We start from the raw sequence: 22,717 nt of genomic DNA, 5'->3' as shown, positions 1-22,717 counted from the left end.
ATGATAAGAAGATAAAAAAAGAACCTGCAAATAGCAGGTTCTTTTTTTATCTTCAGGCTCTTTGTCCTACATTCTTCTGTTTTGTAACAAAGTAAACAATAAAACCAACCACAAGACCAGCCGCAAGCGGTATTACCCACCCCATGCCTAGCGAGAAGAATGGAAGTGATTCACGGTAAAAGCCCAAAATCGTCTTAACGGTAGGCTGTTCTGTAAGCTGCTTTGGCAATGCCGCAAGAAAATCCCCCACACCGGCAAACAGCGTGAAAATGGTTGGAATGAGGTACACACAACGCCGGTTATGAAACAGAGGGCTTAATATCCCAAGCAGTATCAGCGAAATAGCAAGCGGATACAGGAACATCAGCACGGGGATGGACAAAGAGATAATCTGCGTAAGACCAATATTTGCAATAAGCAGCGATACCAGCGTAAACAATATGGTATAAGTGCGGTAGCTTAGGCGATTCGGGAACAGCTCACAGAAGGTTTGTGAGCAAGCCGTAATAAGACCAATGGCAGTTTTTAGGCAGGCAACGGTTACGATGATTGCCAAAAGCACACTGCCTGCGGTACCAAGGTAATAGTTTGCGATTTGTGCCAACGCAATTCCACCGTTTTCAGACACAGCAAACTTACTGGCACTGGTTGCACCCATATAAGCCAAAAAGGCATAGATTAAGCCCATTAAAATCACACTGACTGCACCCGAACGAATGGTATCGAGCGCTATGCCGCGTGGGCTTTTCACACCTAGCTCTTTCAGGCTGTTCACAACAATAATACCAAACGCCAAAGAGGCAAGTGCATCCATGGTGTTATAACCTTCCAAAAATCCTTTAAAAAAGGGAGACGCCGCGTATGGCTCTGCAACAGCGATTTGGCTTACGGAGCCCATGGGGGAAACAACACTCAAAACAATTAAAATAGCTAGAACTGCTAAAAACAATGGATTTAGCACCTTGCCTACCCACATTAAAAGCTTGTTGGGACGCATAGAAAACGCCAGAGCCACAGCAAAAAACACGAAGGTAAACACAGCCAGGCCCAGTTGGTGTACTTCCTGCGGTAAAAATGGAACCAGACCAATTTCATAAGACACCGTAGCAGTACGTGGCAACGCAAAGAACGGGCCAATGGTTAAGTACAGCAGTATTGTCATTACATAGCCGTAAACCGGGTGAACCCGCCCGGCAAGATCAAACAAACCTGAACTGCCGGAAATTCCAATTGCAATGACGCCAAGAAAGGGCAAACCGATTGCCGTAGCCAAAAAGCCAATGGTAGCCAGCGGTGTGGATGCTCCAGCAAGCTGCCCCATATGAACTGGAAAAATGAGATTACCGGCTCCAAAAAATAAACCAAACAGCATAGAGCCTACCAACAGATAGGATGAAAAAGACAACTTTTTATCCATGTTATTAACTCTTCCCCTCAATATTAAATCTCTTATAAGTGCAAATCAGCAATTAAGCACCCTTTATTTTATTTCGTCCTGTTACAATTTAACTTTATACTCTGCCAACCACTCCGGCCGAATTTCTTCCAGAATCGCCTGGGGTACACGGTATGCCCAAGGGTTGCGCTGAAGCTTTAACGATTCAATGGTTCGGTGCAGCTTTTCTTTGGTAATATTATCTACCTCACCTGCAATTAAATCGTGGTAATCTTTGGGAGAGGTAAACTGAAGCATATACATAAAATCTGCCCACTCAGAATACTCCGTGAGCCAAACATTTTCTTTGGGAACTTTTAAAATTAATTTAACGCTATTTGAGGTACTTCCCCCGGTATTTTTACGGTGGAACCTTAAATTCCCAAAAATGGGGCATTCGCAGTTCAGGTTTAGCATGTCGACTAAACAATCATATGCATGCCCGTACTTTTGGCTGCGGTGGGCACGGTGCACTTCGCCGGACTTTAGTATTCGAAGCACTCTTACAGATTGGTAAGTGTATATAATCACTCACGATCCTCCTTACAATATGGTTCAGTAGCCCATCGGTATAACAACTGTTCACTTTCTGAAACAGCCGGGTCATACAAGAATTTATGAAGCAGCTGGTCGTTTTCGAAGCCAGTATCTTTATAATATGCTTCTGCAATAGCGCCGGTAATACACGCCACCGTATCGGTATCGCATGTAATGCTAAGCACATTGCGAATGCTGCTTTCCCATGAATCACTTTCCATGAAACAGCGGATGGCTAGCGGTACCGAGCCTTCACAGCTCATGTCAAATTTAGAAAATGGTCTGTACATAAACAACCGACGGTTCAAAGAATACCCGTATCGGGAAGAAATCTGTTTTTTTATCTCCCTTTTAGAAAAACCATTTCTCGCTAAAAAGACACTAACTGCCACCGCCTGCGCTCCGGCAATTCCCCTCGGGTGGTTGTGGCTGCACTCAGCGCTCTTTTTTGCCTCAAGCTCCACTTCCTCCAGCGTATTAAAATACTCTCCCACAAAGCTTACCCTCATTGCAGAACCATTGCCATGGCTTTGGTAAGGGGAATGCAGGTGATCACATATCCATTCTTTAAACATAGGCCCATACCCCGCATAAGGGTAACGCTTGCCAAATAATACATACGCATCGCGATAGGAGATTTTATTTAAAATAGCGTACTTGGTTGCCACCGTCATTACAGTATCATCCGTATAAAAACAGCCATTTTCAAACAGAGAGATTTTCTTGTGATTAAACCCTTTGGGTTTGCTGAATTCATAACGGGAACCTGCGATATCGCCCAGAAGAGCTCCATCCAAAGATACCCCCCCTTTTTCCACGATTTGTACAAGAGATAAATTGCACATACCCGAACAAATCTCTAATTAATTCTCTTTTTTCTTTTTCATCCATTGGTAAACGGGCAAACCCAAGAGGGTAATGCCTAACCCGATGATTGAACGCAACGGGGCATCCATTAGTGTGCTGATTAAAATATAAATGCCGCCTACTGCACCGATAATCGGGGTAACGGGATACAGGGGAACTCGATAATTCCCCTCCTTGGGCTGCTGTTTTTTACGCAAAACAAATACACCCAATACGCCCATAGTAAAGAATATCCACAACACGAACACCAATAAATCAGTGAGAGTATTAAACGTTCCCGAAAGAATATAAACCAGTGCCAGTACACTCTGGAATATCAGGGCGTTTGCAGGGGTACGCAGCTTGGGGTGAACTTCTCCCAGGATTCTTGAAAATGGGAGCTGTCCTCTCTCGCCCATTGCCTGAGGTACTCGAGCCGCTGTCATCAAATAGCCATTGAGCGCACCGAAAACCGAAATCATAATGCCTGCGGTAATAAATGAGGCTCCACCTTCTCCAAACAGAACATCTGCCGCATCGGCTCCCGGCGTGGGAGAAGATACAATCTGCTCGAGTGGCAGTGCACGAAAAATTGCTAAATTAAATAGAGCATACACTACAATAACAAACAGCACTCCAATGGAAATGACCTTTGGTAGAGTTTTGGATGGATTTTTCAGCTCCCCAGCCATATTGGTTACACCAATCCAGCCATCGTAAGCCCATAAGGTACCTAAAATGGCGGCGCCAAAGCCTGCGCCTTGCAGCGCCTGCTGGGTAGAACCTGCAAATCCCGGAATACTGGGAGAAAGCAGACCTACCCCAATAATGGCAACAATGGGAATCAACTTACCGACCGTTGCAAGAGTCTGAATAATGCCACCGCATTTGGTAGATAAAATATTCATAACCAAAATAAAGACCAAAACACCTGCCGCCAAAAGCTTTTGCTGTACGCCGCTGATCGGAATAAAATAAGCAGCATAAATGGAAAACGCAATTGCCTGTGCCGCAACCGATGCCGGGTACGAAATGACCGTTTGAACCCAGCCAAGCATAAACCCGGCTCTTTCATCGTAGAGCTCTTCCAAATAAGTATAAAGCCCACCCGATTTGGGAATCGCCGATGCAATCTCGGCAACCGAAAGTGCCGAAGCCAGCGTGATGATACCACCCACTACCCAAGCAGCAATACTCATAGCTGGGCTGCCTGCATTGTTAAGAACAATGCCAGGTTTTAAAAATATGCCGGAACCGATGATCATACCCACAACGATTGCCATTGCTTCTACAATCGTTATTGATTTTTTTAATGTGTTTTTTTCCATAGATGTTCCACAATCCTTACTATTCTCCAATTTTGCTAACCTAGAGCAGAACATAATCAGGTTCCTTCTGCGCTACAACCTCACTATCCTGCGATTCTGTACTATTATACACGCTGCTGAAAGAATAGAAAAGCATTTTTTCTCTCATATACTAATCTCGTTCCTACAAAGAAACAGCAGCACTTCGGCCAAAAAACGGCTGTTGTGCTGCTGAAAGAAAATTCTAAAAAGTAAAAATTTATGTTTTTCATCGACAGTATCAATGAACCACCGATTTACCAATAAATTTTATTCACTTTTATTTCTTTATAACGAGCGGTGTTATTATTTCAGTTCCCAAAAGAAATTATTTTGCTACAATATTTACCAACTTACCCGGTACATAAATTTCTTTTACAATCTGCTTGCCGGCAAGTTCCGCCGCAATTTTTTCTTGCTCTTTTGCTGCCTGAATTGCCTGCTCTTTTGTATAATCTACGGGAATTTCAATGCGGGCGCGAACCTTGCCGCTCACCTGCAAAGCAATTTCGACCGTGCTCTCTTGGCATTTTGCTTCATCGTACTTGGGCCAGCTTTGCTCTGAGGCAAAACCAGAACCAAGCTTTGCCTGCTCCCAAACTTCTTCGGTAATATGCGGCGCAAAGGGATTCAAAAGCAAGGTAAATACACGCAGCTCTTCGTGGTTAATCGAACCTGCGTCGTAAATCTCGTTAATCAGAGCCATTAAAGCAGCGATTGCGGTATTAAACTTGAGGCCCTCAACATCTTCGCCGACCTTTTTGATCGTTTTATGGAACGCATGCTCCAACGCAGGAGTGATTTTATCTCCCGGAACCATGCGCTCAGCTAAGGCATAATAACGCTCTAAGAAGCGACGGCTGCCTTTAATACTGGCGGTATTCCATGGTGCGGCTTTTTCAAAGTCACCAATGAACATTTCATATAGACGCATGGTGTCAGCACCATACTCGTCCACAATCACATCCGGATTCACAACGTTGCCGCGGGATTTGCTCATTTTCTCGCCGTTTTCGCCCAAAATCATACCGTGGCTCGTGCGCTTGGCATAAGGCTCAGCAGTGGGAACCACACCAATGTCATATAAGAATTTATGCCAGAAACGGCTGTACAGCAAGTGAAGCGTTGTGTGCTCCATACCACCGTTGTACCAATCAACCGGTGACCAATACTCCAGTGCCTCTTTGCTGGCCAAAGTCTCTGCGTTGTGGGGGTCCATATAGCGCAGGAAATACCAGGAAGAGCCTGCCCACTGGGGCATGGTATCTGTTTCGCGCTTGGCGGGGCCGCCGCAGTGCGGGCAGGTCGTGTTTACCCAGTCTGTCATATGTGCCAGCGGTGATTCTCCGTTGTCCGTTGGCTCATAGGATTTTACTTCCGGCAGAGTTAAGGGAAGCTCGCTTTCCGGCAGACCAACATAGCCGCATTTATCGCAATGCACAATCGGGATAGGCTCGCCCCAATAACGCTGGCGGGAGAATACCCAGTCGCGCAGCTTAAAGTTCACCTTCTGCTCGCCAATGCCCTTTTCAGCAAGATACTCGATGATTTTCTTTTTGGCTTCATCTACTGACAAACCGTCCAAAATGCCGGAATTCACCATAATGCCGGTATCACAATCCGTGAACGCTTCTTCCTCTACATTGCCGCCTTTTACGACTTCAACAATGGGAAGGTCAAACTTCTTTGCAAATTCCCAGTCGCGGGTATCGTGGCCGGGAACCGCCATAATGGCGCCGGTACCATAAGAAACCAGAACATAATCGGAAATAAATATGGGAATTTCTTTCCCCGTAAGCGGGTTCGTTGCCGTTACGCCCTGCAAACGAACGCCGGTTTTCTCTTTTGCTACTTCGGTTCGCTCAAAGTCGGATTTCTTCGCCGCTGCCTGCTGGTAAGCGTGAATTTCGTCCAGATTTTGCAGGCTCTCTGCCCATGTTTCCAAGAAAGGATGTTCGGGAGAAAGCACCATATAGGTAGCACCATAAAGTGTGTCTGGTCGAGTGGTATAAATGGTCAACTCTTCTCCATGGCTGGTACCAAAGCGAACCTCAGCACCGGTGGAACGGCCAATCCAGTTCCTTTGCTGTGCCTTTACACGGTCGGGGTAATCCACCAAATCCAAATCGTCTACCAAACGCTGTGCATACTCGGTAATTTTGAGCATCCACTGCGATTTCACCTTGTGAACAACCTCACTGCTGCAACGCTCACAAACGCCGTTTACAACCTCTTCGTTTGCCAAAACACATTTACAGGAGGTGCACCAGTTAACAGACATCTCTTTTTTATACGCTAAACCACGGTGAAACATCTGCAAGAAAATCCACTGGGTCCATTTATAATAGGATGGGTCCGTTGTGTTGATTTCTCTGGACCAATCGAACGAAATGCCCAGTGCTTGAAGCTGCTGCTTAAAGCGGGCAATATTTTTCTCGGTTACAATTGCCGGGTGAACATGGTTTTTAATCGCAAAGTTTTCGGTTGGCAAGCCGAACGCGTCCCAGCCAATTGGGTACAGTACATTATAGCCCATCATTCTGCGGCGTCGCGACACAATATCAAGCGCTGTATAAGAGCGCGGGTGCCCAACATGCAGCCCCTGCCCTGAAGGATACGGGAACTCAATCAACGCGTAAAACTTCGGCTTCTCCGTAGTGGATGAAGCATGAAAAATCCCTGCTTCTTCCCACTTTTTCTGCCACCGTGCCTCAACCGGCTTATGTTCGTATTTCACTTGGTGCTCCCCCTTATTCCGCTTGGTTCAAAAAATCCAAATCGATCGATTCTGCGTCTTTCCACAGGCGGTCTAAATCATAAAACTGGCGTGCTTCGCCAGTAAATACATGAATTACAACATGGCCGTAGTCCAGAAGAATCCAAGCATTGGAGCGGTAGCCCTCTACGTGGTCTGCCATAATTCCATTCTCTTTAAGCTGGAACTCCACTTCGTCCGCCAAAGCCTTTACATGCGTGCTGCTCGTACCTGTTGCCAACACAAAATAATCTGCCAGAACAGAAAGCTCTTGAATACCAAGCACCTTAAGTTCATCGGCTTTTTTGTTGTCTAAAATAACTGCGGCCTTTTGGGCCAGCTCTAATGCCGTCATCTGGTAACCACCATTTCTATAATCAAATTTGTATTACTTGCCGCGTGCAACAATCTCTGCGTTATATGCGGCTAAACTATCGGGATGAATCGGTTTTTGATTCTGTGATAAATCTTGTATGGTAAAAATAAGCCCTGCCATTACGGCGTCCTGTAAGCCGTGGTGTGCTGCCTCACGCAGCTCTTGCACACCTTCGTAATCACGTTCATCCGAAATAAAATCTGCCACAAACACGATTTTTTCAAGAGCAGACATATTGGCTCGACCGGTGGTGTGGTAACGCACCGCGTTGACCACCTCTGCATCCTCAATACCCAGAACGTTTTGAAGGTACGCTGCGCCAGCCATCGCATGCCAAAGCTTTGGTGCAGAGCGCTCCACATCTGTGAGCATTATACCAGAGCTTTCCATGATTTTCAACTGCTCCTCGGGTGGGGATTCCTTCATAATATCGTGAAGAATACCGGCTAATCTAGCCTTTTGCGGGTCAGCACCGTTTTGTACTGCAAGCTCCTCTGCCGCCTTTGCAACATTCATGCTGTGTACAAAGCGCTTCTCCGACAGACGGCTGCGAACCATTTCTTCATACTGTTTTTCATCCATTGGAATTCCCCCCGTATAAATGATGCTGCAAAATATAGTCCTCCACAGCCGTTGGTACCAAATTAGCAATCGGTAGACCCTGCTTGACACGCTCCCGCACCAATGTAGATGAAATCGGCAAAAGCGATAACTCCTCCACATGTGTTTTTGCACCCAGAGCATTCAGCTTTTCAGCATACGACAAAAGCTCATTTCTACCGTTTTCATCCCGTGGAACCGCACACATTCGTGCCAAACGGAAGAGGTCTTTGTACTCCCGCCATTGTTCCAAGGTTAAAAACATATCGGCCCCCATCAAAAGGTAAAGCTCGGTATCTGGATAAGCAAGGTGAAGCTGGCGGAGTGTGTCTACCGTATAGCTTGGCCCCTTGCGGTGCAGCTCTATGTCTGACACCTCAAGCCCATGTGGCTGTGCTGCCAAACGGCACATGGCAAGGCGGTCGTTTGCGTTTGCCAAATCTTCTGCGGCCTTGTGTGGCGGCACAAGAGACGGCACCAGCATTACACTATCAATCCCCAATCGTTCGCGAAACCCCTGCACCAAATGCAAATGCCCGTTATGAATTGGGTTAAAGGTACCGCCAAAAATCGCCAGCTTTTTCATGGGTACTTCTGTTTTTAAACACAACTCGATTCCGCTCCTTTACTTTTCCCTGTAATGAATGGGAAAAATTCAGTTCTAAAGATAAAATCAAGTATTCTGTGACCCATTATTTTCTAGGAGCTCTTGGCAGAACAATTTTGGGCTCCTTGTGGTTTTTACGGTAGAGAACAAACTTGCTGCCAATCACCTGTACCACTTCTGCGGAAAGGGGACCCGCAAGCTCATCCGCTGCCTGGCGGGCGGTCATACCGGCGCTTTCCAGCACCTTGCCCTTAATCAGTTCACGAGCGGTGAGCGCATCGTCTGCCTGCTTTTCAATATCGCTGCTCATTCCGTCCTTGCCAATCATTAAAATCGTGTCAATCGAGTTTGCCAAAGAACGAAGATGCGCCCGCTGCTTACTAGTAATCATTCTATATACTCCTTTATTTTAACCGTTTTTCTTCCAATTTTCCAGTTCCTGCGCTAATTTTGATAGCGCAAGTCCGCGATGGCTGATGCTGTCTTTTTCTTCTGCCGTCATTTCCGCATAGGAACGATCCCCTACAAGGAAAACGGGGTCGTATCCAAAACCGCCCTCACCTGTTGGCCCGTAAGCGATTTTGCCCTCACAGGTTCCCTCAGCGGTAATTACCTTACCATCCGGGAACACACAGCAAACGGCACTTGCGAAACGTGCAGTCCTTTTTTCTTCAGGAACTGCCTCAAGCTCGTTTAACAGCTTTTCATAACGCTGTTTGTCGGTTGCACCCTCGCCCGCATAGCGTGCAGAATACACACCGGGTGCGCCGTCAAGTGCGTCTACCATAAGGCCGGAATCGTCTGCAATGGCAGGCATACCGGTTTCTTTGCAGGCAGATTCCGCTTTGAGCAGAGCGTTTTCCGCAAAGGTAGTGCCGGTTTCTTCTACCTCCGGCAAATCCTCGCGAATCATCGCCTCAAAGCCCAGGGGCTCTAAAATACGCTTTAGCTCTTTTAGCTTTTTTGCATTGTGTGTTGCAATTACAAATGTCATTCTTCTTCCCTCTCAAACAATGCCGCCGCGAAATCATCCGCCTCAAACGGCTGCAAATCATCTATTTTTTCACCAAGACCAATGAGCTTTACCGGCAAACCCAGCTCCTGCCGAATAGGCAGCACCACACCGCCGCGAGCGGTACCGTCTAGCTTTGTGAGCACAATACCCGTAAGACCCGCTGCATTCTGGAACTCCCTTGCCTGATTCACAGCGTTTTGCCCGGTTGTTGCGTCGAGCACCAAGAGAACCTCTTTGTCGCACTCCGGCAATTCACGGTCAATGATTCGGCTGATTTTAGAAAGCTCATCCATCAAATGCTTTTTGTTGTGCAGACGGCCGGCGGTATCGCAAATCACCACATCCATGCCGCGCGCCTTGGCAGCCGCAATGGTATCAAATACCACAGCCGCAGGGTCAGAGCCCTCTGCGTGCTTTACCATCGGCACATCGGCACGGTCTGCCCACACCTGAAGCTGGTCGATTGCCGCCGCACGGAATGTATCTGCCGCACCGAGGATGACCTTCTTCCCCTCACGCGAAAGCTTAGCGGCAAGCTTGCCGATGGTAGTTGTTTTACCTACGCCGTTCACACCGATGATAAGAATAACCGACGGCCTTGTGTTAAGCTGCAGTTCTTCCCCACCGCTAAGCATTTCAGAAACGATTTCACGCAGCAGGCCGTGCACCTCTGCCGGGTTGGTAACGCCGTTCTTTTTAACGCGAACGCGCAGCTCTTCACAAATCTTAGCAGAAGTTGCGGCACCAACATCCCCCATAATCAGCAGCTCTTCCAGCTCTTCAAACAGCTCTTCGTCAATTTTGGTAAAGCTGTTGAGCATGGTGTCGATTTGCCCGGTAATGCTGTCTCGCGTTTTCTTTAGTCCCTCTTTGATTTTATCAAAAAATCCCATCGCAAACTCCTTTTACATGCACTTTGGTATTGGTCTTGTATTTCTTAGTTTGTAGTCAACACACGGTAAAATAGCTGTTTCAAACTTACAGCATCTTGTGTGCCATTATCCGATACCAAGCTTCTGCTCCATTTCAGATGCACGAAGCTCAAGCAATTTGGAAACGCCTTCGTCCTGCATGGTAACCCCATACAGCACATCTGCTTCTTCCATTGTACCACGGCGGTGTGTAATTACTATGAACTGTGTGTTTTGATTCATTCCACGCAGGTAGCCCGCGAAACGGTCAACATTTACGTCATCAAGAGCAGCCTCAATTTCATCGAGCACACAAAACGGAGGTGGATTGACCTTCATAATCGCAAAATAGAGTGCGATGGCAACGAGTGCTTTCTCACCGCCGGAAAGGGACTCTAAATGTGCAACAATTTTGCCCGGCGGCTGAACTGCAATTTCGATTCCAGACGTAAGCACATCCTCCGGCTGGCTAAGTGTGAGCTCGGCAGAGCCTCCCCCAAACAGCGAACGGAACGTCTCTGAAAAATGCTGCCGAATCTTCTCAAACCGTTGAAGGAACAGCTCCTGCATTTTTTGAGTCAGCTCACTGATGAGTTTTCGGAGTTCATCGCGAGATTTCTCTACGTCGCCGATTTGTTCCTTCATAAACTCATAGCGCTCGGCAACCTCTTTGTATTCTTCCATGGCCGCCACATTCACCGTACCCAACGCCTTTATTTTGCCTTTGAGCTCATTGAGGCGGCGCTTAGCAACAGAAACATCTTCTAAACGCGGGCAAATTTCTTCTGCTTCACGCCGGGTTAATTCGTATTCTTCCCATAAGCGAGAAATAATTTCATCGTATTCCTTTTGCACATTGGCACGCCGTTCCTCCAACCGAGCCATTTCTTGCCCAATGGTATCGCGCGAGGAAGATTGCTCCCGCTCTAGCGAACGAAGCTGCGACGCCTTTGTTTCATATTCTGCCCGCTGCTTCGCGATTCCTTCCACGCTTTCACGAGAGACTACGGCGGTATTTCGCAGTTCTTTGGCTTGCAGGCGAAGCTGTTCTGCCTGCTCCTTTATTTCACAGTCTTTATCACCAAGCTGTGAAAGTTCTTCATTTAAGCGCTGTACCACACCAGAAAAGTTTTGGCGGCGGTTCTCAAGCTCCACCGCAGCGGCGGCAAGTGCTTCTTTTTCTTTTTGGGCTGAAAGCACCGTCATGCGAGCTTCCTGCAACGCATCCGTCAGTGCTTGGTAACGTTTCTCCAGCTCTTCACGGTCACCGGTGATTTGGCTTACGCTCTCTTTCAGAGTAAGAATTTGCTCTTCTAGCGCTTTGGCTTCACGAAGAGCCTGCTCTTTTTGTTCCTGAAGCTGCGTTAGCCTTTGTTCGGCTTGCTTTTGTTCTTTTACAAGCTCATTCGCGCCGTTCTCCAAAGACTGCCGCTCCGCTTTAATGCGGCCATGCTCGGCCTGCAAATGCACACGGTCTTCCTTTGCGGTGCTCAGCTCTGCCTGTGCGGCAACGAGCGATGCCTGTGCGGAAGAATACTCTGCCTGTGCGGCTTTGAGTGCGGCTTCCGCTTCCTCCGCCTTTTGAGAAAGCAGCAAAGCTTGCTTTTTTGCTTTCTCCATCTGTGCGGCACGGCTTAAAAGCCCTGCATTTTTTGCAAGCGAGCCGCCGGTGAGTGAACCACCTGCGTTTACTACCTGACCATCCAGTGTTACCACACGGAAGCGGTAGGAATAACGCTTAGCAATGGCAACGGCACTGTCGAGATCTTCCGCTATGACAATTCTACCCAGTAAAGAACGCATGATTCCCGCGTATTTTGCATCGCAGCCGCAAACGGAAAACGCAACACCCACAAACCCAAGGCAATCGGCAAGTCCTTGCTCCTGCAACAGATTCCCGTGGATTGTGGAGATTGGCAGAAAGGTCGCACGGCCAGAATCCTTTTTCTTGAGCAGCTCAATGGCTCGCTTGGCATCCTGCTCTGTTTCCACTACAATGTTTTGCATGGAGGCACCCAGCGCTGTTTCAACCGCTACGGCATATTCGGCAGGCACCTGCAACAAGCGGGAGACTGGACCATGAACACCACTGAGGCTACCATGGCCAACTTCTTTCATCACCGTTTTTACGCTGTGAGCAAAGCCCTCCAGATTTCGCTCCATCTCTTCAAGGAGTTTAACTCGCCTTGCTTGCTCTCCGGCATCCAGCCGAAGCTGCTCACTGTTTCGCCTAGCTTCTTCCAAGCGCTTTTGCCGGGAATCGAGGCGCATTTCGAAGCCGCGTGTCGTATTGGTCAAGGCTGCAATGGCATCCTCTGCTTTTTGCAAAAATGCACTGCACTCCTGCTCCTTTGCTTCAAGCTCCTGCTTCAGCTTTTCCCTGTTTTCCAGTGCCTGCTGCACAGTGGTGCGGCGCAATTCAATTTCGGTAACTGCCGTAACTGCCGTCATTTCGCGTATTTTTACCTGTGAAACGTCTGCGGTAAGCTGCGCAAGTAAGCGGGTCTGCTCCTCCATTTGGCCGGAATACTGCTCCATAGAGCCTTTTAGTTCCTCCAGCCGTTTTGAAACAGCCTCTACTTCTTCTTGCTGCGCCTGTACAAAGCGGTCTTTTTCCAGCATCTCGCTTTGTTTGTCATCCATTTCTTTGCGCAAATCTTCATCGGAGAGAGAGGATTGCTCCAGCTCCTTTACAATACGCTCCTGATTCTGCCGATTATGTTCTCGGTCGTTTTCTAATACGGCCGCCTCGCCGTCCTTTCGGGCAGCTTCCTCCTCCTTGGCGGAAGCGAGGGCTCTCGCCTCATCCATACGGGAGGTACAGGCATTCACTGCCTGATAATTTTCTTCTATCTGCCGTTCAATTTCAGTAGCCTTTTTATCGATCTCTTCCTGCTGGCTGCGCGCCAGTAAGAGCTTATCCTCATAGTCCCGCAAAATCTGGCCGGAACGCCCCAAAGTGTTAAGCCATAGCCCAATTTCAAGCGTGCGCTTTTCCTCGGAATACTCTAAAAACTGCTTTGCTTTTTCCGCCTGCTCTCGCAGAGGGCCAACTCGAGCTTCCAGTTCTGAGAAAATATCGTGCAAGCGCACCAAATTCTCTTGTGCCTGCTGGAGGCGCCTTTCGGACTCCCCCTTGCGGTAACGGAAGCGGGAAATTCCCGCGGCTTCCTCAAAGATTTCGCGCCGGTCTTCACTGCGGGCTGCAACAATACTATCGATTTTGCCCTGCCCAATCATCGAATAACCATCTCGCCCCATGCCGGTATCCATAAAAAGCTCATGAATATCGCGCAGGCGAACCGTGTTTTTATTGAGCATATATTCGCTCTCACCGGAACGGTAATACCGGCGGGTAACCGCAACCTGGTCACTGTCGAACGCAAGCTGACGGTCGGTATTGTCAAAGGTGAGGGTTACTTCAGCATAGCCTTGCGCTTTGCGCGCATGAGTACCGCCAAAAATAACATCCTCCATTTTGGAGCAACGGAGCACACGGGCTGACTGTTCCCCCAATACCCAGCGAATGGAATCGCTAACATTGCTTTTTCCACTTCCGTTCGGCCCTACAACCGCAGTAATACCGCGGTCAAACTGCAATACGGTTTTATCGGGAAAGGTTTTAAAGCCTTGCAGCTCCAAAGACTTTAACAGCACTCGTGTTCACCTGCTTTCACTTTGAAGTAAGGAATGTACGATAAACTCTGAGGGGAGTACCGAAGCATCCGGTGCAATTTTTGCTATGTAGCCTAGCCTGGCAAGCTCCTGTAAATTACACCGGCTCTGCCCCACTGCTTTGGAAACCCACTGCGGTGATACATGAATTTCGACACAGCCCGGCAAAATTCGCTTCTGCTCTAGAAAAACAAGGAGTCGGCGTAAAAAGAGCCTGCTTTCGCAAAGCTCACGAAACGCTGGGTGCCACGGCCCTGCAATTTGATTTTGCTGCATTTCAGGCGAGCTGTGAAGCCCTAGGCGAATCACCGGAATAGAGTGCTCATGAAATAACTCGAGCAGCTCACAGCATAGCTCCACCGTATCCTCCAAATTCATTGGATGATACTCACCGGAGCGGTAGCGTTTTGCCAGCTCCGTACCGTTCATTACAATCGTTGGGTAAATGCGAACACAATCCGGTTTTAGTGCTGCAAATGCCTGCGCTGTTTGCAGTGCACCGGCGGCAGTATCCCCCCAAAGCCCGGTCATCATTTGCAGGCCAAGAGAAAAGCCTGCGCTGTGTATCATACGGGATGCCGCACATACCTGCTCGGCGGTATGGCCTCTCCGGTTCATTTGCAGCACGGTGTCATCCATGCTCTGTGCGCCAAGCTCAATCATTTTCACGCCATAATGCTTGAGCAGTGCGAGCACCTCGTCATCAATTGCGTCCGGCCGGGTAGAAATTCGAATACCCGAGAAAACTCCATCCCATACAGAAGGAGCGGCGGCTTCCAGCAGTGCGAGCATATCGCCGCGATTGATTGCTGTGAAGCTGCCGCCGAAAAAAGCGATTTCAGCGAAACGACTTTTTTCTTTCAAATTTTCTTTTGCTATTTCGAGTGTACTTCGAACCTCATTGGGCGTAGGCAATCGATCTTTGCCAGTAATGCTGTTCTGGCTGCAAAAGGAACAATGCTGCGGGCAGCCTGCGTGTGGTACGAATATGGCTACATTTGCGTGCTTCAATAGCCCATCAGCTCCAGTGCTTCTCTAGCCGCTTGCTGTTCGGCTTCCTTTTTACTGCGTCCGCCGCCTTTGCCAATCACGTTGCTATTGAGGCAAACCTCCACGGTAAAGTGCTTGTCGTGATCGGGGCCACTTTCCCCAATGAGCACATATTCCAGTTGCTCTTCCGGGTTTTGCTGAATGATTTCCTGCAAAGCAGTTTTATAATCCTTAAATGCCTTCGGCCGCGAGGTTTGCAGCACGGGCAGAACAAAGCGCAAAATAAACTCTCTTGCCTTTTCCATTCCGGCATCCAGATAAATGGCTGCGATGAGGGCTTCAAACGCATCCGCAAGGATGGACGGCCTTTGGCGCCCACCGGAGTTCTGCTCGCCACGGCTGAGCAGGAGGTAATCCCCTAGGCCTAGTTGGCGAGAAAAACCGCAAAGCGCCTTTTCGCACACAAGCGCAGCACGATTTTTGGTTAAATCCCCTTCCGGCAAATTCGGACAGTGCTTAAAAAGGTAATCTGCCACTACAATGCTCAGAACGGAATCGCCCAAAAACTCCAAACGCTCGTTGCTGTGCCCCGCCGACTTCACCTCATTCGCATAAGAGGAATGGGTCATGGCGGTAATCAAATACTGCTGATTATTAAAATGATACTGCAATTTTTCTTCTAAATCTTTTAAATTCGGTTTAAGCATACGCACACTCCTTCCCTTATTCCATGAGGTGCCAGGTTACTCCTGCTGGGTGATGGCACGGCTAATTTCTTCGGTAACGTTTTTCTCTACATAAGCTTTGGTAAGGCGCAACGCACTTTCGAGCGTGCGTGCCTTGGCACTGCCATGCACTTTAAATACCGGTTTCGAGGCACCCATGACCGGCGCACCGCCGTACTCATTATAGTCCATGGTTTTCTTCAGCTCCGTCATATCTTTCAGGAGTATGGCGGTCGCCATTTTGTTCTTGGTGTTTTTGGTAAATACCTCTTTAAACTTACCCATGACCATTGTGACAACACCTTCAAACATCTTTAGGATGATGTTACCGGTAAAGCCATCTGTCACCACAACATCTGCCCCATCGTTTGAAATATCGCGTGCTTCAATATTGCCAATAAAGTTCAATTTCGATTCTTTAAGCATGGCAAACGCTTGGCGCTGCAGTTCACCGCCTTTGTGATCTTCGGTTCCCACATTTGCAAGACCTATTCGGGGTTTTTCGACTCCGATTACCTTCTCTAGGTAAATAGAACCCATTATGCCAAACTGCAAAAGCATTTCAGGGCGGCAGTCCACATTAGCACCGCCGTCAATCAACATAAAGAAACCGTTGCTGTTCGGCACCATTGGCGCAAATGAAACACGCTTAATTCCTTTAATGCGCTTTACAATCATGGTTGCACCAACCACTAAGGCGCCGCTATTGCCCGCAGAAACAAAGGCATCACCTTTTCCCTCAGCAACAAGACGCAAGCCCTCTGCCATGGAGGAATCCTGCTTTTCTTTCATGATAGCGCCAGCGTGGTCTTCCATTGTGAGCACCTCGGGTGCATCCACAATTTCCATTCGCTCCAAAGAGACTTGATTTTCTTCCGCGACCTTTCGGATTTCATCTTCACGGCCCGTAAGAATAATATCAATATCCAGACTCTTTATGGCGGCTTCGCAGCCTTTTAGAATTTCGAGCGGCGCATTGTCGCCACCAAACGCATCCACAATGATTTTCATCAGATTAGCCTCCCATTCCAACTACATCTTTTTGAGTATATGGTAGAAGCATGTCCAAAGAACGCTGCGCCAATGCCTCATACCGTTCTCTTTTATCTCGAATGTGTTCCTCAAGGGGCGGAAGAATACCAAAATTCGCTCCCATTGGCTGAAAATGAGCCGAATCGCATTCCACCAAATAACGGCTCAATGCACCAATCATCGTCTCGCGCGGGAGAACGACGGTTTCTTGTTCGTTCAATAGCCTTGCCGCATTCCAGCCTGCAATCAAGCCTGAGGCGGCGGACTCCATGTAGCCCTCCACACCGGTGAGCTGACCAGCAAAAAAGAGCGTGGGGTCTGCCTTTAGGCTAAAATCGGAGTGCAGAACTTTGGGCGAATTAATAAATGTATTGCGGTGCATGACACCGTAGCGAACAAAGTCGGCATTTTTCAGTGCCGGAATCATCCCAAACACTCGTTTTTGTTCTGGAAATTTGAGGTTTGTTTGAAAACCTACCAAATTATAGAGTGTAGCGGCGGCATTTTCTTGCCGAAGCTGAACCACCGCCCATGGGCGGTGCCCAGTTTTCGGGTCTCGCAGGCCAACCGGCTTAAGTGGCCCAAAGCGCAGGGTATCGTGCCCACGGCCTGCCATGACTTCAACCGGCATACAGCCCTCGTATACCTTGGGGTCGGCTACATCGAACCCATGCACCGGTGCTCGCTCTGCGGTAACTAAAGCATCGTAAAAACGCTCGTATTCCTCTTTGTTCATGGGACAATTGATATATGCGTTATCACCGCCCTTATCGTAACGAGATGCGGTAAAGCAGGCGTCCATATCGAGGCTTTCTGCGGTAACAATGGGCGCAGCAGCATCGTAAAAGCTGAGGCTGCCTGCACAGATAATCGCAATATCATCCGCTAGCTCCTGTGCCGTTAAAGGGCCAGATGCAATAATGCGAATGCCATCATCCGGAATACACTTTACCTGCTCTGTGTGAACGGTAATGAGAGGGTGATTACGAATTTGCTCTGTAACAAGTGAAGAGAATACATCACGATCAACGGCAAGCGCACCGCCTGCCGGAACACGAGCCTTGTCTGCACACTGCATGAGAAGAGAGCCCAAACGCCGCATTTCTTCTTTCAAAAGACCAGCCGCACTGGCTACCCGCTCTGCTTTTAATGAATTGGAGCAAACCAATTCGGCAAACCCGGAATTTTTATGAGCAGGAGTATAATGATTGGGTTTCATTTCAAATAAATCTACCGAAATTCCCCGTGATGCAATCTGCCAAGCTGCTTCACAGCCGGCCAGACCGGCCCCTATGACAGATATTCTCATTGTTCCTCCACTTTCTCATAGCCGCAATCGGGTGTTACACAATACAACTTGGGACTTTTCCCCTTTTTACGCAGCAAGGTTTTACCACAACGGGGGCATTTCTCCATGGTAGGCTCATCCCAAGAGACAAAATCGCAATTGGGGTATTCGTTGCATCCATAGAAAACACGGCCTTTTTTGGTTTTCTTCACAACCACCTTGCCGCCGCATTTGGGGCATTCTGCTCCGTTTTCAATAACAAGCTTCTTTACGTTTTTACAGTCTGGGTAGCCTGGGCAAGCCAAGAACTTGCCATAACGCCCAACTTTAACGACCATGTTGCGTCCGCATTTTTCACAGATGACATCCGTTTCGTCTTCTTTGAGCTGAATTTTAATGCCTTCCATGTCTTCCTTGGCTTTTTTCAAAGTCTTTTCAAAATCACCATAGAAGTTGTGGAGAGTTTGCACCCAATCGGTTTCTCCGTTTTGAACGGTATCCAAATCCTTTTCAACCTGAGCCGTAAACTTTACATTTACTATTTTGGGGAAACGCTCTCGTATTAATTGTGTAGTAACCTCTCCCAGCTCCGTGGGGTGCAGGGCTTTTCCGTCACGAACCACATATTCACGGCTTGTGATGGTAGAAATAGTGGCGGCGTAGGTAGACGGACGGCCGATTCCGTTTTCTTCCAGAGCCTTGATGAGTGAGGCTTCTGTAAAGCGCGGTGGCGGCTGAGTAAAGTGCTGGTTACCCGCCAGCTCTTTCTTTTTCAGGGGCATATCCTGTGTTAATACTGGCAGCGCACCGCCCTGCTCAGTCTCTTCGTCTTTGCCCTCTTCGTACAGTACGGTAAAGCCATCAAACGTGACGGTATAGCCGGAAGCCTTAAACAGGTACTCTCCAGCAGTAATATCGGCTTGTGTGGTACTTTGCATACAATTCGCCATCTGGCACGCAATAAAGCGCTCCCAGATTAACTTATACAATCGAAACTGGTCATTGGTAAGGCTGCTTTTTACCTGCTCTGGCGTAATGCTGGGTGTAGATGGGCGAATCGCCTCATGTCCATCCTGTGCATTCGCTTTTGTTTTAAAGTGGCGGGGAGCATCTGGCAAATACTTTTTACCCCAGCGCTCTTCTATATACGTGGTTGCATCATGAAGCGCGTCTTCTGAAATACGCAAAGAGTCGGTTCTCATATAGGTAATCAAACCGATTGCACCCATGCCCTCAATCTCAACGCCCTCATACAGCTCTTGCGCCGCTTTCATGGTACGGCGAGCCTGAAAGCCCAACTTACGGGAGGCCTCCTGCTGTAAGGTAGAGGTAATAAACGGTGGTGCGGGCGACTTTTTGCGGGACCCCTTTTTCACTTTAGAAACAAAGAAATCTGCTTCTTCCAAGCTTTTCAGGATTCCATCCGCCTGCTCTTGATTTGTAATTTTGATTTTTCCGTTCGCATCTCCGTAGAAAGAAGCCGCAAAAGCCTTTCTTTCCCCTTTGGGAATCAGCTTTGCATCAATGCTCCAGTACTCTTCTGGTACAAAAGCACGGATTTCTTCCTCACGGTCTACCACAAGGCGAACCGCAACAGATTGCACACGCCCGGCAGAAAGGCCGCGGCGAATTTTCTGCGATAAAAACGGACTCAGCTTATAGCCCACCAGGCGATCCAAAATTCGGCGCGCCTGCTGTGCATTTACTAAATCAATATCGATTGAGCGAGGGTGCTCCATACCGTTTGTGATTCCAGTTTTGGTAATTTCATTAAAGGTAATTCGATTTTGCTTCGATATATCAAGGTCAAGAATATAGGCAAGGTGCCAAGAGATTGCCTCTCCCTCACGATCAGGGTCAGTTGCGAGCAAAACTTCTTCACTTTTTTCTGCCGCACTTTTTAGCTCCTGAACCAGCTTTTCCTTCCCTTTAATAATTTCATACTTGGGTTTAAAGTCGTGCTTTATATCCACGCTCAAACGGTTTTCTTGCAGGTCGCGAACATGTCCCATGGACGCTACGACCTCGTAACCGGAGCCTAAATACTTTTTGATTGTTTTTGCCTTGGCAGGTGACTCAACAATCACCAGTTTTGACATATACAAACCACCTCTTTCTCTTAAGATTGTATCCACTCAACGTGTAGAACGCAAGAGGTAGCAGAAAATAATTGGAAAAAACTGCCACCTTTTGCAAATTATTAGCTTAAATTATAAAATTCATGAATGTAAATGAGCTGTAATCCTTCTGCCAATCATGGATGATACAACACTTATCATTCCAGACAAAGGCTCGTTTTACCATACAAGATTTGTTTTAACAGAATCTGAGAAATTAAATTATTCCCAAATATATAAAAATGAATCTTAGTAAAAAACAAAACCAAATCTAAGCGCTGTGAAAACCGACTGAATTCAGGCGATTTTCACAAAGCTTACCATAAAAATATCAATTTGTCACGAGCAGCGGTATCTTCCGCCGCCGAGTGGGCGCACTCGATCTAGTAGTTCTAGCTCAGTTAATGCTGCCAATACCCTTTGCGGTGCAAAACTACTTTTTTGTACCAGCACCGAAAGATGAATCGCATCTTCTGTAAGTAGAGAATCAATTAAAACTGCATCCTGCGAAGCTTGCTCTGTTGTAAGGGTAGCTTTTTGCTGCGGCTCATGCAATGTAACTGTTACCGGTGTGCCTGCGAGAAAGCTAGGAAGAGTTTCGGACTCCAACTCATCAAAAACAACCGCCTTTTTCTGTGGCACTCTTTTTTTAATCGGATTACCAGTGCCCGGTACAGAACGTCGCTCAGGAATCACGGCAAACGGAACATTCGGGTTGTCCTGATTTATGATGCGAATCTTATCTGGAAAACGGTCAAGGTATTGCTCCAACAGCTCTTCAGCACTGCTGATTGGAATCGCACCATTTCGAATGAGTGTATTGACTCCGCGAGAAACTGGATTATCAATCCCACAGGGAACGGCAAAAACATCTCTTCCCTGCTCCAAAGCCAAATCTGCTGTGATAAGAGAACCGCTTTTTGCCGCGGCTTCTACCACCAGAACGCCGCAGGAAAGGCCGGATATAATGCGGTTACGAATGGGAAATGCCCCTCTAGAAGCCGGAGCATCGGGAGGATATTCCGAAACCAAGGCGCCAAATTCAGCCACACATTCCCGCAGACTGGCGTTTTCCATTAAGTACGGGTAATTCACTCCACAGCCGAGCACACACACGGTTTTGCCCTGTGCTTGCATGGCGCCCTTGTGGGCGGCTGTATCGATTCCGCGCGCACCTCCGCTGATAATAACCGCACCTGCTCGAGCCAATTGATACGAGAGTGAAAATGCTATTTTTTTGCCCGAAATTGTGGCGTCCCGTGTACCGACCATCGCAATGGATGGCATTTCATCCACTTTGGGCAGTTTTCCTTTTACATACAGTACACAAGGAGGATTTGCAATTTCCCACAAAGAACGAGGGTAATTCTCCGACTCTGGAGTCACAAGGCTTATCCCCAATTCTTCACAGCGTTCGATTACTTTCTGTGCATCCTGTAATGAAAAGGAACGCAAAGCGCTTAACTCGCGAACGGTAAAAAGCTCTTGCTGTTTCCAAAACTGCGGGCCCGCCTCCCAAAATTCACGCAGGCCGGTACAACAGGATAGAACATCCCGCAGCTTGCCGCTGCCTGCACCAATCCCGTGCTGAAGCCACACCCAATAAGCGTTTTCACAGCTCATCTTAAATTCCCCCGCGTCCTCATAATCTCCCACATTAATATAGCCGCACTCGATGCCGCATTCAGGGATTCGGCTCTTCCGAGCATTGGGATGGTCACGCGTGCTTCACAAGCAGAAATGGCGGCACTCGAAAGGCCGGCACCTTCGTTCCCCACAGCCAGTAATACCGCACTGGGAAAGGTAACGCCGGTAATGGGAGCCGCATCCTCCGCTGGAACAGCGGCAGCGGTATAATAGCCTTTTTCGCGCAAGCGGCTTACACAAGGAGCAAGTTCCTGTTCATAATAAAGGGGTAAGCGAAACACCGCACCCATACCTGCCCGCAGCGCTTTTGCACCAAAGGGGTCACAACATGAACCCGCAAGAACCACGCCAGAAATACCGAGAGCCTCCGCTGTACGGAGAACTGCCCCTAGATTCGATGGGTCCTGAATTTCCTCCAAAGCCAAATAACAGCCATTCTGCCCTATTTCAGCAGTAGTTGCACGCTTCGGCAGCTCTGCCGTGCAGTACACCCCTTGCGGCTGGCGGGTATCGCTGAGTAGCTCTGCCACAGAATCGGCAACCTGATAAATCTGCTCCGCTTTGGGGAAAATCTTCTCCAAATAGGCAGCGTATTTCTCCCCTGCCCGTTCGGTATAGAACACACTGTGTATTACAAGCCCACTTTCGGTAGCATCGGCGCATAGGCGCGCACCTTCCGCAAGGAAAGTGTTTTCTTCCCGCCGCTGTGAAGCGGATTCCCGCAATTTTGCGGCGGCTTTTACTATTTCATTTTTACGGCTGGTAATTACTTGGCAGGGTATCATTTTTTATTCTCCAGACAAATTATAGTTTTA

The 22,717-nt window shown here is 48.1% G+C and carries 19 protein-coding genes; all 19 read right to left on the bottom strand.

The window, feature by feature from the left end:
* Positions 1 to 52: 52 nt before the first annotated feature.
* The gene (gene brnQ, locus E7L17_RS02475; RefSeq protein WP_316321692.1) at positions 53 to 1,417 is read right to left on the bottom strand and encodes a branched-chain amino acid transport system II carrier protein; all 1,365 of its coding nucleotides are present in this window, start codon (positions 1,415 to 1,417) and stop codon (positions 53 to 55) included.
* Between the two features lie 81 nt (positions 1,418 to 1,498).
* Entirely contained in the window at positions 1,499 to 1,966 is a 468-nt protein-coding gene (locus E7L17_RS02470) for a hypothetical protein (RefSeq protein ID WP_316321691.1), read from the bottom strand.
* Complete coding sequence (locus tag E7L17_RS02465) at positions 1,963 to 2,769, bottom strand: ADP-ribosylglycohydrolase family protein (RefSeq protein ID WP_316321690.1); 807 nt, start codon at positions 2,767 to 2,769, stop codon at positions 1,963 to 1,965. Before E7L17_RS02465 ends, E7L17_RS02470 begins: the two co-directional genes overlap by 4 nt.
* Positions 2,770 to 2,835: 66 nt before the next feature.
* Positions 2,836 to 4,146, bottom strand: a complete 1,311-nt coding sequence (locus E7L17_RS02460) for an APC family permease (RefSeq protein WP_316321689.1) — start codon at positions 4,144 to 4,146, stop codon at positions 2,836 to 2,838.
* A gap of 346 nt (positions 4,147 to 4,492) precedes the next feature.
* The gene (gene leuS / locus E7L17_RS02455; RefSeq protein WP_316321688.1) at positions 4,493 to 6,901 is read right to left on the bottom strand and encodes a leucine--tRNA ligase; all 2,409 of its coding nucleotides are present in this window, start codon (positions 6,899 to 6,901) and stop codon (positions 4,493 to 4,495) included.
* A 13-nt stretch (positions 6,902 to 6,914) separates the two neighbouring features.
* On the bottom strand, positions 6,915 to 7,274 hold the full coding sequence (rsfS, locus tag E7L17_RS02450) for a ribosome silencing factor (protein WP_316321687.1): 360 nt from the start codon (positions 7,272 to 7,274) through the stop codon (positions 6,915 to 6,917).
* 33 nt (positions 7,275 to 7,307) lie between these two features.
* Positions 7,308 to 7,877, bottom strand: a complete 570-nt coding sequence (gene yqeK / locus E7L17_RS02445) for a bis(5'-nucleosyl)-tetraphosphatase (symmetrical) YqeK (RefSeq protein ID WP_316321686.1) — start codon at positions 7,875 to 7,877, stop codon at positions 7,308 to 7,310.
* Positions 7,870 to 8,505 (bottom strand): nicotinate-nucleotide adenylyltransferase, encoded by a 636-nt coding sequence (nadD, locus tag E7L17_RS02440; RefSeq protein ID WP_316321685.1) that lies wholly within the window; start codon positions 8,503 to 8,505, stop codon positions 7,870 to 7,872. The genes yqeK and nadD overlap by 8 nt, the downstream gene beginning before the upstream one ends.
* A gap of 82 nt (positions 8,506 to 8,587) precedes the next feature.
* Complete coding sequence (locus E7L17_RS02435; protein ID WP_316321684.1) at positions 8,588 to 8,893, bottom strand: YhbY family RNA-binding protein; 306 nt, start codon at positions 8,891 to 8,893, stop codon at positions 8,588 to 8,590.
* A gap of 18 nt (positions 8,894 to 8,911) precedes the next feature.
* A complete protein-coding gene (locus E7L17_RS02430; protein ID WP_316321683.1) occupies positions 8,912 to 9,496 on the bottom strand; it encodes an XTP/dITP diphosphatase in 585 nt (194 codons plus the stop codon).
* Entirely contained in the window at positions 9,493 to 10,410 is a 918-nt protein-coding gene (gene ftsY / locus E7L17_RS02425; protein ID WP_316321682.1) for a signal recognition particle-docking protein FtsY, read from the bottom strand. The genes E7L17_RS02430 and ftsY overlap by 4 nt, the downstream gene beginning before the upstream one ends.
* Before the next feature lie 105 nt (positions 10,411 to 10,515).
* The gene (gene smc, locus E7L17_RS02420) at positions 10,516 to 14,085 is read right to left on the bottom strand and encodes a chromosome segregation protein SMC (protein ID WP_316321681.1); all 3,570 of its coding nucleotides are present in this window, start codon (positions 14,083 to 14,085) and stop codon (positions 10,516 to 10,518) included.
* Between the two features lie 6 nt (positions 14,086 to 14,091).
* Complete coding sequence (locus E7L17_RS02415; protein ID WP_316321680.1) at positions 14,092 to 15,114, bottom strand: elongator complex protein 3; 1,023 nt, start codon at positions 15,112 to 15,114, stop codon at positions 14,092 to 14,094.
* Complete coding sequence (rnc, locus tag E7L17_RS02410) at positions 15,111 to 15,800, bottom strand: ribonuclease III (protein ID WP_316321679.1); 690 nt, start codon at positions 15,798 to 15,800, stop codon at positions 15,111 to 15,113. Before rnc ends, E7L17_RS02415 begins: the two co-directional genes overlap by 4 nt.
* Before the next feature lie 36 nt (positions 15,801 to 15,836).
* The gene (gene plsX, locus E7L17_RS02405; RefSeq protein ID WP_316321678.1) at positions 15,837 to 16,829 is read right to left on the bottom strand and encodes a phosphate acyltransferase PlsX; all 993 of its coding nucleotides are present in this window, start codon (positions 16,827 to 16,829) and stop codon (positions 15,837 to 15,839) included.
* A gap of 4 nt (positions 16,830 to 16,833) precedes the next feature.
* Entirely contained in the window at positions 16,834 to 18,159 is a 1,326-nt protein-coding gene (gene trmFO, locus E7L17_RS02400) for a methylenetetrahydrofolate--tRNA-(uracil(54)-C(5))-methyltransferase (FADH(2)-oxidizing) TrmFO (protein WP_316321677.1), read from the bottom strand.
* The gene (gene topA / locus E7L17_RS02395; RefSeq protein ID WP_316321676.1) at positions 18,156 to 20,237 is read right to left on the bottom strand and encodes a type I DNA topoisomerase; all 2,082 of its coding nucleotides are present in this window, start codon (positions 20,235 to 20,237) and stop codon (positions 18,156 to 18,158) included. Before topA ends, trmFO begins: the two co-directional genes overlap by 4 nt.
* 357 nt (positions 20,238 to 20,594) lie before the next feature.
* Entirely contained in the window at positions 20,595 to 21,878 is a 1,284-nt protein-coding gene (dprA, locus tag E7L17_RS02390) for a DNA-processing protein DprA (protein ID WP_316321675.1), read from the bottom strand.
* Complete coding sequence (locus E7L17_RS02385) at positions 21,875 to 22,687, bottom strand: RNA methyltransferase (RefSeq protein WP_316321674.1); 813 nt, start codon at positions 22,685 to 22,687, stop codon at positions 21,875 to 21,877. Before E7L17_RS02385 ends, dprA begins: the two co-directional genes overlap by 4 nt.
* Between the last annotated feature and the right edge of the window lie 30 nt (positions 22,688 to 22,717).

Source organism: Clostridium sp. (assembly GCF_032576335.1).
Lineage (GTDB): Bacteria > Bacillota > Clostridia > Oscillospirales > Acutalibacteraceae > Faecalispora.
This window is presented reverse-complemented; position numbering and strand designations above follow the sequence as displayed.